At 44.5% G+C, this 15,899-nt stretch carries 9 protein-coding genes; 4 read left to right on the top strand and 5 right to left on the bottom strand.

Going from position 1 to position 15,899, the window contains the following annotated elements; genetic code table 11:
- Positions 1–110: 110 nt before the first annotated feature.
- On the top strand, positions 111–3,020 hold the full coding sequence (locus tag FLAVO9R_RS04090; RefSeq protein WP_159529012.1) for a TonB-dependent receptor: 2,910 nt from the start codon (positions 111–113) through the stop codon (positions 3,018–3,020).
- A gap of 92 nt (positions 3,021–3,112) precedes the next feature.
- Here the strand turns inward: FLAVO9R_RS04090 and FLAVO9R_RS04085 are convergent, their stop codons facing one another.
- A complete protein-coding gene (locus FLAVO9R_RS04085) occupies positions 3,113–5,896 on the bottom strand; it encodes a TonB-dependent receptor (protein WP_159529010.1) in 2,784 nt (927 codons plus the stop codon).
- Positions 5,897–5,938: 42 nt separating this feature from the next.
- Positions 5,939–7,003: a Ca2+-dependent phosphoinositide-specific phospholipase C gene (locus FLAVO9R_RS04080; RefSeq protein WP_159529008.1), complete on the bottom strand. Its 1,065-nt coding sequence runs from the start codon at positions 7,001–7,003 to the stop codon at positions 5,939–5,941.
- Positions 7,004–7,199: 196 nt separating this feature from the next.
- On the opposite strand from FLAVO9R_RS04080, the gene FLAVO9R_RS04075 reads away from it, so the two are divergent.
- Both FLAVO9R_RS04075 and FLAVO9R_RS04070 read left to right on the top strand, forming a co-directional pair.
- On the top strand, positions 7,200–9,059 hold the full coding sequence (locus tag FLAVO9R_RS04075; protein ID WP_159529006.1) for a metallophosphoesterase family protein: 1,860 nt from the start codon (positions 7,200–7,202) through the stop codon (positions 9,057–9,059).
- Positions 9,060–9,247: 188 nt separating this feature from the next.
- The gene (locus FLAVO9R_RS04070; RefSeq protein WP_159529004.1) at positions 9,248–10,840 is read left to right on the top strand and encodes an ABC-F family ATPase; all 1,593 of its coding nucleotides are present in this window, start codon (positions 9,248–9,250) and stop codon (positions 10,838–10,840) included.
- A gap of 84 nt (positions 10,841–10,924) precedes the next feature.
- On the opposite strand, the gene FLAVO9R_RS04065 is transcribed toward FLAVO9R_RS04070, so the two are convergent.
- The 3 genes from FLAVO9R_RS04065 to FLAVO9R_RS04055 all read right to left on the bottom strand — a co-directional run bounded on the left by FLAVO9R_RS04065 (position 10,925) and on the right by FLAVO9R_RS04055 (position 14,838).
- The gene (locus FLAVO9R_RS04065) at positions 10,925–12,646 is read right to left on the bottom strand and encodes a patatin-like phospholipase family protein (protein WP_159529002.1); all 1,722 of its coding nucleotides are present in this window, start codon (positions 12,644–12,646) and stop codon (positions 10,925–10,927) included.
- Between the two features lie 99 nt (positions 12,647–12,745).
- Positions 12,746–13,867, bottom strand: a complete 1,122-nt coding sequence (gene nagA, locus FLAVO9R_RS04060) for an N-acetylglucosamine-6-phosphate deacetylase (RefSeq protein ID WP_159529000.1) — start codon at positions 13,865–13,867, stop codon at positions 12,746–12,748.
- The gene (locus tag FLAVO9R_RS04055; protein WP_159528998.1) at positions 13,867–14,838 is read right to left on the bottom strand and encodes a BadF/BadG/BcrA/BcrD ATPase family protein; all 972 of its coding nucleotides are present in this window, start codon (positions 14,836–14,838) and stop codon (positions 13,867–13,869) included. Before FLAVO9R_RS04055 ends, nagA begins: the two co-directional genes overlap by 1 nt.
- A gap of 357 nt (positions 14,839–15,195) precedes the next feature.
- On the opposite strand from FLAVO9R_RS04055, the gene FLAVO9R_RS04050 reads away from it, so the two are divergent.
- Positions 15,196–15,846, top strand: a complete 651-nt coding sequence (locus FLAVO9R_RS04050; RefSeq protein WP_159528996.1) for a sulfotransferase family 2 domain-containing protein — start codon at positions 15,196–15,198, stop codon at positions 15,844–15,846.
- Positions 15,847–15,899 lie beyond the last annotated feature (53 nt).

Below are 15,899 nucleotides of genomic sequence, written 5' to 3'. Positions count from 1 at the left end.
GATAAACGATGCGAGCGAATAACGCTTCAACAGCATACTTTAAATTATCTCGGGCACCTGTTGCATGCTGGTGCATCTGTCTGTTAGCGCTTTTCAACACAAGCTTTACCGTGCAAGCAGCACCAGGCGCTAACGAAACAAAACCGGTATTTTTAGAACCTCAACCCCTAGTATTAAGCCTTCAAGCTATTGCTACACAGTTCAATCTTCCCTTTGCGGTAAATCAACAACACATTGCTAATATTGAAGCACCAAAGCTAGAAGGCAACTTCACACTCGCTGAATCATTAACTCAATTGCTGAAAAACACGGGCTATTCGTACCTTATTCAGCCACACGGATTCACGCTTGTTCAAGCGCCTGCAACACACACTAACGACAGCGCTATGGAAGAAGTCTCTGTTACGGGCATACGCGCCTCGTTAAATATATCTGGTAAGCGAAAACGTGAAAACCGAGTCATATCTGACATTATTGCGTCACACGACATTGCCACCTACCCCGATCGTAATTTAGCCGAGTCGATGCAGCGTATATCCGGTATTTCGATAACCAGAGAAGCCGGTGAAGGACGTCAAATAATGTTGCGGGGATTGAATCCTGATTTTACGTTAGTGACGTTAAATGGCATGCCTGTGTTAGCCAATAATGATTCCCCAATGGACAGTAGACAACAAAAACAACAAGATAGAACTTTTGATTTGAATTTGTTTTCTACCGATTTGTTTAGTGAGATACAGGTACTTAAAAGTTACTCGGCAGACCAAGCCTCTGGCGGCATGGCGGGCATTGCAGCGCTTGAAACCGCCCATCCATTTGACAATCCAGGGTTGCAATGGGGCATCACGCAACAAATTGGAAATAACCAATTTAGCGATCACTTATCAAAAAAACTGTCAGCAATGATGTCTTCAACCAACGATAAGTGGGGTGCCCTTTTCTCAATAAGTTACGGGGCCCGTGAATCGCAGGAAATGGGTGCAAATACGTTCCGCTGGCGAGTAATTCCACCCGACGGCGCTGATACTTCAGAGCTCCCCCAAAAATTCACTGCGGCTTGGAACAATGGCGAATATCGTGTACCGCGGGGAAATCGTTATTCGGTGTGGCAAAGCGACATGAAACGGCTAGGCGTGGGCGCCTCGTTAGAATATAAAACTGCCCGTCACCATGCCATCTTCGACTGGCTCTACGGTAGATTAAGTGGCAACCGCTTTGAGTACCACCTTTACCCAAGGGGCTATCAGTCAACCCCTATTATAGAGGGCGAAACGGTTATTACCGCTGGCGAAGTCAATGAGAAGAATGAATTGGTCTATGCGGCGTACGAACAAGCTCAAGTAGGCACAGAAAGTCGTTTTCAACAGGTTTCCACCACGTATAACCAGTGGGTAATCAACTCACATCATGATATTGGCAGCACATGGAAAGGCCATTTGTTGCTTGGATGGGAAGGCGCATCTTACGATATTCCCACCAGCAACAAAGCCTATATGCAAGGTGTTACCGACGTAACCATTGATTATCGTCAAGATAGTCGTTTTGCTAATATCACCTATTCACATGATTTAACTCAACCTACGTTCTGGCGAATGAAAGAACTGGATAGTGAGCAGTACTTTACCTCTACCCAATTTATAAATGCCAAATATACGCTGAGTTTCGAGCCATCAATAACACGTTCATGGCAATGGGGAGTAGACGCGGTTAGATTCGAAAACGAGTCAGAGCTACTCAATATCCAGAATTTTTTAGACGAGGAATGGGCAGCTTATTTCAATGGTGTGCCAGAAGGAACAACTACTAGCAACGGCGTCACTAGCGTAAATAGCGCAGTTCCAGCAATACATAGTACAACACTTACCACTCACCCAAAGCTACATTGGTTAACCCTTGATACCAACAACGTATTTCGATATTTCAATTTGCCAACCAATACCCAAGCACTTCAAAATATAAACCGTGTTACCCACGAACTTCCTTCACACTATCAAAGCAAAGTCACCGAATCTCGCGTTGCCTTATTTACGCAATGGCAACGTGAAATTGGCCGTTTTCATATTAACAGCGGCTTACGCGTTGAATACGAAAATACCGAAGTGAATAATGTAAGTTCTTTGGTCAGCAACGTGCCTAACATTCACTATACCAACTGGCTACCATCATTGAATATTACCTATGAATTACAGCCAGATACGCTATACCGCCTAGCGTTAAGTCGCAGTATAGGTCGCCCGCAATTAAATGATATTACCCGCCCAGTGGAATACCTGCCCGAGACTAACTCGCTTTATGGTTTCAACCAAAATTTGCGCCCTTACTCCTCCTACAACCTAGATATTGCGTTTGAAAAATATACCAGCGGCGTCAATCAGTTTTCACTATCGGCATTTAGCAAATACTTAGATAACTATATTGTTTATACCTCTGAAACAGTGGCGTTTTCAGACACACCTGAGTATGCAAACTGGACGGGCGACACCATAAATGCGAATACACTAGTGCAACGAGTGACCACAGCAAATACAGAGCGCGCGTGGTTATATGGACTAGAGGGAAGTTGCCAATTGGAAACATCATGGCCGTGGCATCCTGAATACAAAATAGGTGTTATTACCAATCTAAGCTACACCCATGGACAGGTACAATATTTTAGTGCTGTGACTGGCGAGAAGCTGCAATATACCTCACTCCCCTACTTATCGCCCTGGCTTGCTAACGTTACTGCGTATTGGGAAAGTTATGCATTGAGCGCTCGATTATCTGCAACCTACCGCGATAGTTATTTAGCGCGTATCGGCGATGAGACCATTATTGATGAAGACGAAACAGGGTTTGAAAAAAGCGTTTATTTAGATGCCGTTGTATCCTTTCACATAGGCGAACATTGGGAGTTACGAGCCGAAGCCACTAATCTGACTAACGAACGAGAAGAGCAATATACTGACTCTGCACATCGCGCTTATAACACCACATTCAGTGGAAGAAACTTTTACCTTGGTGTTACTTTTCGCCATTAAGTCGTTTCTGCATTTCGAAATAGTAAAAAGGCACCCTAAGGTGCCTTCAATCTTTCACTACTTTCACATCAGTGTTGATGTATACGTTGCCGTTACATTGCGTAGGTAAAGCCTACGTAAAACGTTCTACCGCTTACCGTCGTGTTGTAAAGTCTGTCGTCTGAATCCGAATACTGTTCTTCTCGCTCGTTAGTCAGATTTACCCCTTCCACGCTCACTTTTAACGCATCATTGACGTTGTAAAATGCCGAGAAATCCCAGTAGGTAGAGCCATGAAACCCAGCTTCATCTTGATCGCTACTTGAGGTTTCAACCGTTACCAAATAATCATCGCGGTAAGCGGTAGAAACACGTGCGCCCCAAGTTTCAGTTTCAAAATAAAGGGTAAAGTTGTAAGTATGCTCAGATAGCCCATAGAAAGGACGAGATACTTGTACCGTTTCACCATCAACTAAAATGTTGTGAAGCGACTCGCCATCGGCATACGTGTAGTTTGCAATAGCACCAAAATTATCGAACGGCGCAGGTAGAAAATCAAAATCTCGTTGAACGCCAAATTCCCATCCCGAAAAGTCACTGTCGTCAAGGTTCTGCGGTTGAGAAAAGTTATACAAGGTGGCTGCCGTTTGAGGGTTACCATCTTCATCAACTGCACCTTCAATTAACGCCAGCGGGTAGCCTGTATCACCATAAGGAATGCTTACCGTGGTTGACGCTATAAAGTTCTCAATGTCTTTACGAAAGTGTGACATAGACACATAACCAACTTCATCAAAGTAGTACTCGACTCCCACTTCCATATTTAACGTTTCAAATGGCTCCAGCGCAGGGTTACCAGCACCAATATTCAAGCCACTTGAACCCGACAACGGATCCGTATTTACCGTACCACTTACCGACAAACTCCCCAGTGTAGGGCGTGTTAAGTTTTTACCTGCACTACCACGAACCACTAGATTGTCTGTGGCATACCACGCCACATTCATCGCCGGTAATACACCGTCGTACTCTCGGGTTACGGTAACGTACTCTGCACCATTAACCAATCCGCTAGAGTTAATCTCGGTGTTGTAATAACGCAGGCCAACGTTAGCGCGAAGCTCACTATCGCCCAGTAGCATATCTAACTCATACACTGCATAGGCCGCTTGGGTTTCTTCTTTTACTTTATCTGGGGTTGGCGACGTAGCTAAGTCTCGATTAACACTGAAGCTATCTAGTACGCCATCTACATCAACACTCAACCAACTTTGTTTTTCATGGTTATCATTAATAAACGTGTAGCTTGCATCCACAATGTCTGAAATCTCACCGCTTTGCCATTCGCTGCGCAGTACGTTTGCCGTTTGAACATCGCCACTTTCGTGTTCGAACTGCTTCATTGACACACCAAACTTCAGGCTACTTTGATCATTTAACGCGTAATCGGCATCTAACTTAGCCACATCAAAGCTGTTATTCACTTCATTTTCTGCAAGATCCACTTCGTGATAGCGGAATTCATTGATGTCTGTCGGGTCGTAATCACCAATATATGAATTATTGCCGTAAAAACGGTCATCGCGATAATCAATGGTCATGTCAGCAAAAGACTCTAAATACACCTTAGCGCTATTACTGGTGTAATCACTGCTCATTGTGCCTATTAAACCAGAAAGCGATAAATCAGAACTCACCGTCCAATCGCCATTTAATACCACCTGAGTAATTTCAGTTTCAGCTATTTGACTGCGGCTTTCTGAATGCAAAGCTGCATTGGCCCACTGTGAGTAAATAACTTCATTGTTGCCGTTATATTCTAGGTCTACGAGTTCTGAACAAAAGTAGCGGCTCCCGTCATCATAGTCTGGTCCAGTACAGCCCAATGCGGTGGAACTCGAGCCACGACTTTGGAGATGGTACTCTTTTCTATCGCTGTCCAGCTTTCCGTAAAGCGCGTCAATACCGAAGGATAAGTCTTCGTTTGGACGATACTGCAACGCTACTGTTGCGCCTATGCGTGTTTGGTCGCTATTAAATTGTGAATAACGGCTGCCTCGAGAAAAGCGTAATTCCCCGCTTTCAACTGCGGCTTGGTCGGCCTCTGACAAGCTCGAGATATCTGAACCTTGGTCTGTTCTTGGGCGCCAACGATAGGTGTTATAACCTTGCTCACTCGTGTCACGATTACTGTAAGCGATAGAGAACAATGCACCGAATTTGTCCCACGTATTAGATACTAAAGCCGCTATCCGTGGACTTGTATCTTCGGTAAGTGAGTTTTGGCCAGCCTGTACACTCACTGCACCTTTAAAACCGTCGTAATCAAATGGTTTTGCGGTATGCAGCGCTACCGTACCACCAATGCCACCCTCGTCCATATCTGCAGAGTATGACTTTTTCACATCGATTTGATTAAACAACTCAGACGCAAAAATATTAAAATCAAACGAACGTGACGTGTTCGTGGTGCCGCGGCTGTCCATCGCTGATGAAGACGTACCCAATGCTTCCATACCGTTAAGCTGAACTTGCGTAAAATCAGCATTCAGGCCACGAAGTGAAATTTGACGCCCTTCACCGGCTTCACGGGTAATAGTCACCCCAGGAATACGCTGTAACGATTCGGCTAAGTTCAAATCGGGGAAGTCAGCAATATCTTCCGCCACAATAGAATCTTGTGAGCCAAGGGCATCGCGTTTAAGGTCTTTAGCCTTTATTAATGAGCTACGAAAACCGCTCACTACGATTTGCTCAATAACGTCATCTTCCGCTGTATTCGTTTGCGATACTTCTTGCGCAAAAGTAGGCAAAGATAGCGCGCCTACGCTACTTAGCACAGCAAGTGCTAGAGCATGCTTTTTGAACGTTGCGGGCTTTTTAAATACTGGATGCATTGTGTGTTCCTTTTAAAATATTGATATAGATCATGTTAATTTTTAGTCGCTAATTGAATTGGTGCGTATCAATCTGCCCTGCGCAAAGTGCACCGAGTAATTGCTGCGCTTTGCTTGGGGAGATTGTGGATAAAAGTCGGTAGATATCATTTGCGCACCGCTTCGAAATGCCGCGTCACGCTGCAGAGCTTTTTGTTCATGAGAAGCTGATAAGTTGGCGTCTGCGCGGGTGCGCACCAAATATCCAGACTCCACCAATTGGCGAATGTCTTGATGTTGTTCAACAGGATTGTTGCGGATCATAATGGCCGCTGAAGGATGCCCAGGTTCAAATGACGCAAACATGGCTCTTCCCTTCAGATTATTTTGCCCTTGGGTGTACCTTTCGCGCTGGCTTTCATTGCCATCGAATAAAAATATGAATTTGCCACGTAAATCGTTAACGCTTGGCCAGCCTTTATTTGCAATAACGCTTTGCAACGATTGGGCATTGCCTCGAATGTCATCAGGGCTAACGAGTCGGTCTTGCAAAGTATTCTGTATTACTTCATCTAAGCTAGCGAAGGCAGCTTCATCAAACGGAGTGGGCTTTTTACTTTTCAAAAAATCGGGCTGGGTTTCTTTCGCATTCATCATGATGACGATAGGAAAATGTTCTGGGTGAGAGTCAGACCAAACCGTTAGCTGCTTCAAGCATGCTTGTAAGGTTATGCAATGGGTCATAACATCTACATGAGGGATATGCATCACCTTAAAACCAGGCTTCGCCAATTGCGCAGCCTCATGCACCGATAACCAGTCTTCATTTAAACGAGAAGCGAGCTCAACGTGGTGGTACTGATTTCCGTTAGGATCGTTTACCACATCAATTTCTAGCTGACGCAGGCCGAGTGATAACTGCTCATCAAGCGAAAGATGGGAATAGTTAAGTTGGTTAGCCTTATGTACGCTTTGCAAACGAAGAAACTGATACGCAGTATCGGGAAGCGCACGCTTGTAACTGTTGTGCGAGCCTATCCATTGATACTGATCCAGTGGCATGCTTTCATCAAAATCAGCAGCGCTAGCAAAACCTGCGGACAAACAAAGTAACAACCAAAAAAACATTTTTCTTCGCTCTTTAATTTCAATGTGAGGTAGAAGGAAATAAACGAAGAGCGGGGACAATAAAAATCGATAAACCATTAATTTTAATAAAAATGTCATACTACCGATGAAGTTTTTATGACATTTAACATTCACCTGTCCCCGTTTTTTTATGCGTTGCGTCTGTATCTAATTGATGTAGAAAAATGAGGTGAACATGAACCAATATTATCAAAAGCAGACAGGGCTATTTGGGGCAACTATCAATGCTACAAAATGCGTAGGGTTGATGCTGATGGTGTGTGCGCTTAATAATTGCGGTGCAACAAACTCCCATCCCTCAGTAAGTGAAAGTACCTCGCAAAATTTGAATCAAAAATCTCAAGGTACGCAGATCGCCTTTCTTGCCGATGTTCACTTACACGACATTTATGCCGCACCAATATCAGGTGGTGGCGACACTGATTTACAAAGAGCTAATCTGGCAAATAGCTTCCCTAAAGCACCAGAAACTCAATCCCCGTTGCTTATGCGCAGCATGCAAGCACAATTAACCTCAACCCGATTATTCAATGAAAACTTCTTTGTATTTCGTGCAGCACTAGATGATATTGCTAAGCGCGGAATTAAACTGGTTGCGCTGCCTGGGGATTTTTCTGACGATGGGCAACCTGCAAATGTGAAAGCGCTTGCCCGTATTTTAGATGAATATCACACGCGCTACGGCATGCGTTTTTTCGCCATTACCGGTAACCACGACCCCGTTCGCCCTTTTGGACGGCCCGGTGGTAAGCCCAATTTTCTTGCTGCCGATGGTAAGGAAGTGGCTATTTATAGCCCAGACCATACTCGGTGTATAAGCAACCAAGCATGGTTTTGCATGAATGATATTCGGGAATGGGGTTATCACGACATTATGCAAACACTCAAAAGCCACGGTTTTTCAGGGCACGCACAGGACGTGTTGTACGAAACGCCCTTTAGTAGTGCTGAATTTGAGCAGCGTGGTTGGCAGTGGTGCGACAAAACGTCGTGTATTTTTATGCCAGACGCCAGTTACTTAGTAGAGCCTATTAAAGACGTGTGGTTATTGGCCATTGATGCCAATGTGTATGTTCCTAAGGGGAAATATGCTGAACGTAATTTTAAGGGCTCTGGTAACGCCGGCTACAACGCGCTGCTGACCTACAAGCCCCAGTTGCTGCAATGGATAAAAAGCGTGGTTGAGCGAGCAAAGGCTGAAAACAAAAGGCTTATCGCCTTTAGCCATTTCCCTATGGCCGACTTTTATGACAATACCCAACCACAATTGGAAAATCTTTTTGGCAAAACCTCAAATCAACTAAAACGAATGCCGCTTCCCTCAACCACCGACGCGCTTGACGCGACGGGGCTGAAACTACACATGGCAGGCCACATGCATTTATATGACATTGCCGTGCCCGCAAACCATAAAGGGCTAGTGAATATTCAGGTGCCTTCGCTAGCCGCTTATCAGCCCGGTTATAGCATTGTAACGCTCAATCCACACCATGAAGCCATCGTGGAAACCGTTCTTCAAAAGGAGGTCGCCCAGTTTGACATGCTATTTCCTATTTATTTTAAAGAGTGGCAACAACGTCAACGACATGGTCAGCCATTGTGGAATAAAAGCATTCTTGCCTCAGAAGACTATCTTGCGTTTACCGAAGCACATTTGAAAGAAGTGGTGCGACAGCGCTACGTAGGAAAGGAGTGGCCAAAGGTGCTGGCTACTTTTATAAAAAGCCATACTGTTGGTGAGGTCTTCAACGACGCTATGTGCTCCGTGGGGGCAAACACTATACCTGATGAAGTTGCATCGCTGCCTGCACTAGTACTTGCTTACGATTATTATAAATTAAGAAATGCAGGTGCATTTGCCAATATTGCAGGGCGCGAAAAATGGTATACCAGCAGCATTAATGAGGAAGGATTTAACGCCTGTAAAACACCTAATTCAACCGAACTGCAACACTTACTTGCGGATTTTCTATCGCTGCTTCATAACGCAGCCCTTGCTACCGACAGCACTGAAATTATCGTGAAAGGTGTGTAGAAGTGATTAATGGCAAATAAGCAGTTCACTACAAATTTGTGAAGATACGGCCAATAGCTCAAAATTTCCTCGACACAGCGGTCGTAATTCCTTATAGTGCGCGCCCAAAGCTTACTCGTACAAAACGCATTTTTTTGCGTTAACTACCAAGCTATCTTTTCTTCTGATTTACCCGCTGGATACCTGTTTTGATTACCACCGCCAATATCACCATGCAGTTTGGTTCTGCACCCTTGTTTGAAAATATCTCTGCCAAATTTGGTAACGGCAACCGCTATGGCCTTATCGGCGCAAACGGTTGCGGCAAGTCTACCTTCATGAAAATTTTGAGTGGTAAGTTAACGCCAAGTGCCGGTAACGTGTCTATGGCACCGGGTACCAAACTCGGTATCTTAAGCCAAGACCAATTCGCGTTCGAAGAATTCAGCGTAGTTGATGCCGTGATTATGGGCGACCGTGAATTGTGGGACGTCAAAAAAGAGCGTGACGAGATTTACAGCAAAGCTGATATGAGCGAAGAAGACGGTATGCGCGTTGCCGACTTAGAAACCCAATTTGCTGAAATGGATGGCTACACCGCAGAAGCCCGCGCTGGCGACATCTTGAACGCAGCAGGTATTGAAGAGCACTACCATTTTGGTTTAATGAAAGAAGTGGCACCAGGTAAAAAAGTACGTGTTTTATTGGCACAAGCTTTGTTTGCCGACCCAGACATTTTGCTTCTTGACGAACCTACCAACAACTTGGATATTTACACCATTACGTGGTTAGCTGATGAACTAAACAAACGTAAATCCACCATGCTGATTATCTCGCATGACCGCCACTTCTTAAACTCAGTATGTACTCACATGGCTGATATCGATTACGGCGAGTTACGCGTTTATCCAGGCAACTACGATGCATTCATTGAAGCGTCAATGTTGGTTCAAGAGCAGTTACTTAATGAGAATGCAAAGAAATCTGCTGAAATTGAAGAACTTCAAGGCTTCGTAGCGCGTTTCTCGGCTAACGCCTCTAAAGCGAAGCAGGCTACCTCTCGGGCAAAGCGCTTAGAAAAAATTGAATTAGCTGAAGTTAAAGCTTCTAGCCGTCGCAAGCCTTATATTGTGTTTGAACAACATAAGAAACTACACCGCTTAGCCATTACGCTAGAAGATGTAGGTCATGGCTACCCTGATCTTCCGTTATTTAACAACGCTAACTTATTGTTAGAAGCAGGCTCTCGCCTTGCTATCATTGGTGAAAACGGCGCGGGTAAAACTACCCTCTTAAAATGTTTAGTTGATGAATTATCGCCTGAGCACGGTACAATAAAATGGGCTGAAAATGCCGCTATTGGTTATATTCCACAAGATAGCACCAAAGACTTCGATTGCGATTTAAGCTTGTTTGATTGGATGAGCCAGTGGCGCTTGCCAAAGCATGACGACTTACAAGTTCGTGGCATGTTAGGCCGCTTATTGTTTAGCTCAGACGACTTTAACAAGAAAGTTGCAGTATGTTCTGGTGGTGAGAAGAACCGCTTGTTATTCGGCAAGCTAATGCTACAAGACATCAACGTATTGGTGATGGACGAACCTACTAACCACTTAGATATGGAATCTATTGAAGCGCTGAACAATGGCCTTTATAAATTCGACGGCACGGTTATTTTTGTAAGTCACGACCGCGAGTTTGTGTCATCACTGGCCACGCAGATTATCGAAATAAAAGATAACAAGCTTAACCACTTTGAAGGTAACTACGAAGAGTTCTTAGCGCATAGCGAAGGCAAGTAACCCTTAAAGTAGTCAATGATATTGCTAAAGCCCAGCATGGTAAATTTACCTTGCTGGGCTTTTTAATATAGGGGGCTTTAAACTCTACAACACCAATACCTTTTTTACTGTTTTTCTAACAATAAAATTCCATGCGAAAAAACGGGCAATACTTGCTATACCTGCGTCTTTCGTAAATGCAAAAAAGCGCGCTTTAACTCGCTTGTACGCCAGCGCTCTATTTTCGTATTTCACATCAGCCATAGACGCATGATTTAAATGCGATGAATCTAAAAACTGCTGAATACTGTGATAATCACGCTTTTCGATGTTCAGCGGCAGTTGCTTTTGAATTACGCCTTCATCGCGCTGCTTATCTAAAATACCATTAATGGTCAGCATCGCATTTAATCTACCCCGTTCGTAATCATATTGGCGAAAGCGTTCATCAAAGAAGCCTAAAAATGCGCCTAGCAACTCACCACTAAGCTCGTCTTTTTTGGCTGTAATGGTATAAATGGTTTTTAAATTGGTTGGGCCTAACCCCGCGGCATGCTCTAACAACGCAATGGTGTCTACCCATAGCTTAAAGTGACTTGGTGGAAGTGGTTTTGCTTCCACATCAACGCGATATTGTGTAGCGAGTCGGGCAACATCGGCGGCATATTCAATAGTATTTCCACCATACACCACGGTGATCATTGAATCTATAATGGCTTGCTCTGCGAACACCTCATCGCTGGTAGCGCTGTACAATTTTTCACGTAAGGTGTCGGCTTGATGATCTAACCTAAGGACCTTTTCGTTATCTTGCTCTTGCAGTAACCACTCTTGAAACCCGCTTTGAAGGTACACGCTATTAAGCATTTGCTTGGCACTTTGTGCAAAGGATGCTGTAGTCGCATCAAATTCTGGATTGGCAGCACTCTCCCTAGGATTAGGAGAAATGTAAAAGTAAAACCGATTTTCATAATCGGTATAGTTTGTATCGTTTTGTTCAGCCAATGATACTGCCATCCCCAAAGGGTAATTATTAAACGCGCCTCCATCCATAAAGCTAAAGGTACTGTCTTCAAATTTTACAGCGCCGCGACCACTGTAATCGCCATGCAGCCAACTTCGGGTGAGTGACACAGGCGAGAACGCCACAGGGAAGGCGCCACATCCTCGTGCCGCGGAACTGATCTCGTTCCAAATAGCCTGGTTATCTGTTGTGTTGTCCAGTGTAGCGGTATACCTGTCTTGATGGCGCGTTTGGGTGAACTTTCCTTGCCCCAAGGTTTCCGTTAAATAGGCGAAGGTATCTACCTCGTAATCGACGCCATTGAGGTTAGACATGGCCAGCCCCAATCTGATAGAGGTCGCGCTGGCAACATGGGGCGTTTGAACTAGCGGTGTTTCTATTTGTGCTGGTGGAGAGTTAGGTGCTGGTGAAGCGTTATACGTTGGTGATTTTACGTATCGACTATTAATGAGCTTATCAGCAATGGTTTTTACAAAGCCATTCGAGAGCAATGAATTTTTGGCATTGTCCCCCGGCAAGGGCGTTAACAATCCATTGATATCAACCGACTTCACCCATGCTTCGTAACCAACATTGGTATTTTCGCCCGATAAGGCGTCGCCATCGTACAAAAGTTTCTGCGCTATCATTGCGGCGGTCATGCCACCAGCACTAGCGCCAGTAAGTACATCTATCTCAATTTTTGGATTGGCAGGGTTTTCGTTATGTTCTTTTAGCGCTTTGATAATTTCATAAAGCGTACCCGCTTCATAAGAGCCCAAAGAAACGGCGCCTGAAATGGCAATAGCAACGCGGTAGGTCATGTTACGCTCCAGAAAATTCAATAGTTTTGAATCACCGAGAAGACAGTCTCAGAACGCTGATCCACAGCACACTGGGGTAATATACGCTTGAAGCTTGGGTTATTGAAGCCTTCCTTTTACCCAAATCTTGGCTAACTTAATAGTGTCATCTACTAATAATACATTCGCATATTGCCCTGCTGCGATACTGCCTAGTGTTTTCTGCATACCCATAAAGGTTGCAGGCGTACTGCTGGCCATTGCACTTGCTTGGGGTAAGCTTACGCCTAAATCTTTACAGGTATTTACTACTGCCCCATGCATATCTAAGCATGAACCGGCCAATGTGCCATCAGGGGTGGTGAGTTTATTGCCACTGCGCCTAATTTCGGTATTAAAGAATGCAAGCGTGTTTAAATTGCTCCCCACATGCGCCATAGCATCGGTCACCAGCATTAATTTTTCTTTGCCTTTAACCTTTATGGCCAACTCAGCACTTTTAGGGTGAACATGATGATGATCCACAATTAACCCACAATAAGCGCTATCAAACAACAACGCTGCCCCCACCGCGCCTGGCGCGCGCGAAGTAAACGCTGACATTGCATTGTACAAATGGGTGAAACCACTCGCCCCAGCGTTAAGCGCATCGCTCACTTTTTCGAAGCTAGCATTGGTGTGCCCTAATGCAACCACTACTCCTTCTGCCACCATTTCTTTTATAAAACTAAGGCTCACACTTTCAGGCGCCACCGTTAACAGTACCTTACCAATATCCTTTCGGCACAAAGTCGCCAGCTCACTATCATGTGGCGTACGAATAAAGCTTTCTTCATGCACCCCTTTTTTCGCGGTGCTTAAAAATGGTCCTTCATAATGAATACCATCAATATTAGGATGATTGTTGGCAATGGCTTCACTTACCGCATCAGCGGCCTTAGCCATAGTCGTCGCATTATCGGTAATAAGCGTAGGCAACATACTGGTAGTGCCGAACTGCAAATGCGCATTCGCCATGGTTTTTAGTGCATCGTACGTAGGCGTATGATTAAACAGTATTCCCCCGCCACCATTCACCTGTGTATCGATGTACCCAGGAATAAGCGTACCTGCGTACTTTTCTGCAAGCTCTTCCTTTGTGGCATCTCGAATGTTTTGAATCACGCCCTGTTCTATACACAGCGTTTTATTTAACTGAATGCCTGCGTTGGTCAGTACTTTGTGTGCTGTAATTGTTTGCATTAAGCCAGTGCTGCCTTTTGTTTTGCGTATTGAATAACCCCGACTTCGGGTGACGATTTGGGCGTAATTAATTTTGATTGAATATCAGCACTTAACAACGGCTGATATACATGGCTTAGCCCACCCACTAAACAGATGGGCAAATCTTGATTATTGGTGAATGCTTTTTTATTAGATGCCTTCTCGTTAGGTGTCTTCCCATTAGATGTCTTGCAGGTGAGTGTTTGACCAACAGCGTTGAGGTAGCTAGCACCTTGTTGAATAAGTGCCCCGGCTGCCAAGCAACCTCTTTCATAAGCCTTCACCACACTAGGGGCTAGTGCACCGAACTCTTTACCTCTAAAGTCCGCCACTTTTGTTACCAGCTGGTGTGCGTTTGACACGGATAAATTGTCGCAGACAGATGCAAACAAGAGGCTTTGAGGAATAAGTTCATCAAACACCAAAAAGCTGTGTTTAACCGCCTCATGGCCTAACCAACCGCCACTGGCATTGTCGCTAATTGGCAGCCCATAACCGCCCTTGTCTTTAAAATCGTGCGCTTGAGTACTGGTACCAGCGCCAGTAAAAACCGTAGCCGCCGACCCAGTGCCGCAAATAATTAATGCACCGGCATAGCCGTTATGAGCACCAAGACAGGCTGCATGCAAATCACTAATGACCGTTACCGCTTTGAAGGGGTGCGCTAAACTGAGAAACTGTTTTAATGCGCTGGGAATATTTGCGCCAGCAAGCCCTGCGGCAAGGTGTATTTGATTGAGCTTGATTGCTGAGTTTGTAGGCTCACTCGCAGCGCTAATGGCTTTTTCACTAGCATCGATAATTGACTGCATTGCGACAACAGGATTGGTCATGATATTGGCGGAACCGGATTCGGCGCAGCTCAATACGTTACCTTGCTCATCCTCTAACTGCACTCTGCAGTGAGTACCGCCGCCATCCACACCAATATAAAAACTCTGATCTACCATTTAATTTTACGTTCCATTTTCATGCTACTATCAGTGGCAATAAGGAGTGCTAAGTAAAGCCATTTATCAGCTTGCACTTGGTGCCGCCGTTAGTTTATCAACGCTTCACTTAACCGCATTTTATCATAGCTTTACTCTCTACCAACAAAAAGCAAAAGCCATCCGATCTCGTCATTTTGTGTCGTTTATTCCGTCTTTTGATCCATCTTTTTCACCACCTTTTGACCCACCTCTTATTTCAACTTTTACTCCAACTTTTTTCCCAATTAGGTATGGCTCAGACATCCATCTAGTTGTCACAATTAACCGCCAGACTGTATTGATACCTAAAATCAGCTTCAACAAGGAATTTATCCGGTGCTACTTTCTCATAATAAACAGTTTCTCTTTGTACATATTGCCAAAACAGGGGGCACGAGTATTCGAGAGGCACTTTCACAGTATCGCTGGGGACACCGCTACGCCATAGCACAATTTATCAGTAATAAAGTGAGTCAGTTTTGTGGTCACAAGATTGGTAGCCGCTTTCCCCGCCATTCTCGCATTATTGCGGCAAAAGAAATGCTACCTGAAGAATACTTTCATGGATTGTATAAGTTTTCAGTGGTGAGAAACCCTTGGGACTTGCAAGTAAGCTCCTACCATCATATTAAACGCGAACGGCCTCAAGTGATGAAAGGTCATGATACCTTCGAGCGCTTTATGCGATGGAAATTTAATCCTGAGCGTCCATATCAATACCACATAGACACATCACTACAATTGCAAAGCGATTATCTTGTCGATTTACAAGGCAATTTGTTAACTGATTTTATCGGACACTACGAAAATTTACAGGAAGACTTTGATGCTATCTGTTCGCACTTGTCCATTCCCACATCGATACTTCCCCATAAACGTAAAGCAACAGACAGAAGCCGCTATCAAGGGTATTACACGGATGATCTAAAGCGCTTAGTGGATAACCACTTCGCAAAAGACATTCAATTATTAGGTTACCGCTTTTGATGTTAGTGAGAATGCTTAAAGGTATATAAGCCTAATGTGAAACACCATTGTAT

This window comes from Alteromonas sp. 38 (assembly GCF_902506055.1).
GTDB lineage: Bacteria > Pseudomonadota > Gammaproteobacteria > Enterobacterales > Alteromonadaceae > Alteromonas > Alteromonas lipotrueae.
Note: the sequence above shows the minus strand (reverse complement) of the source record. Positions and strands in the feature narration are given on the sequence as shown.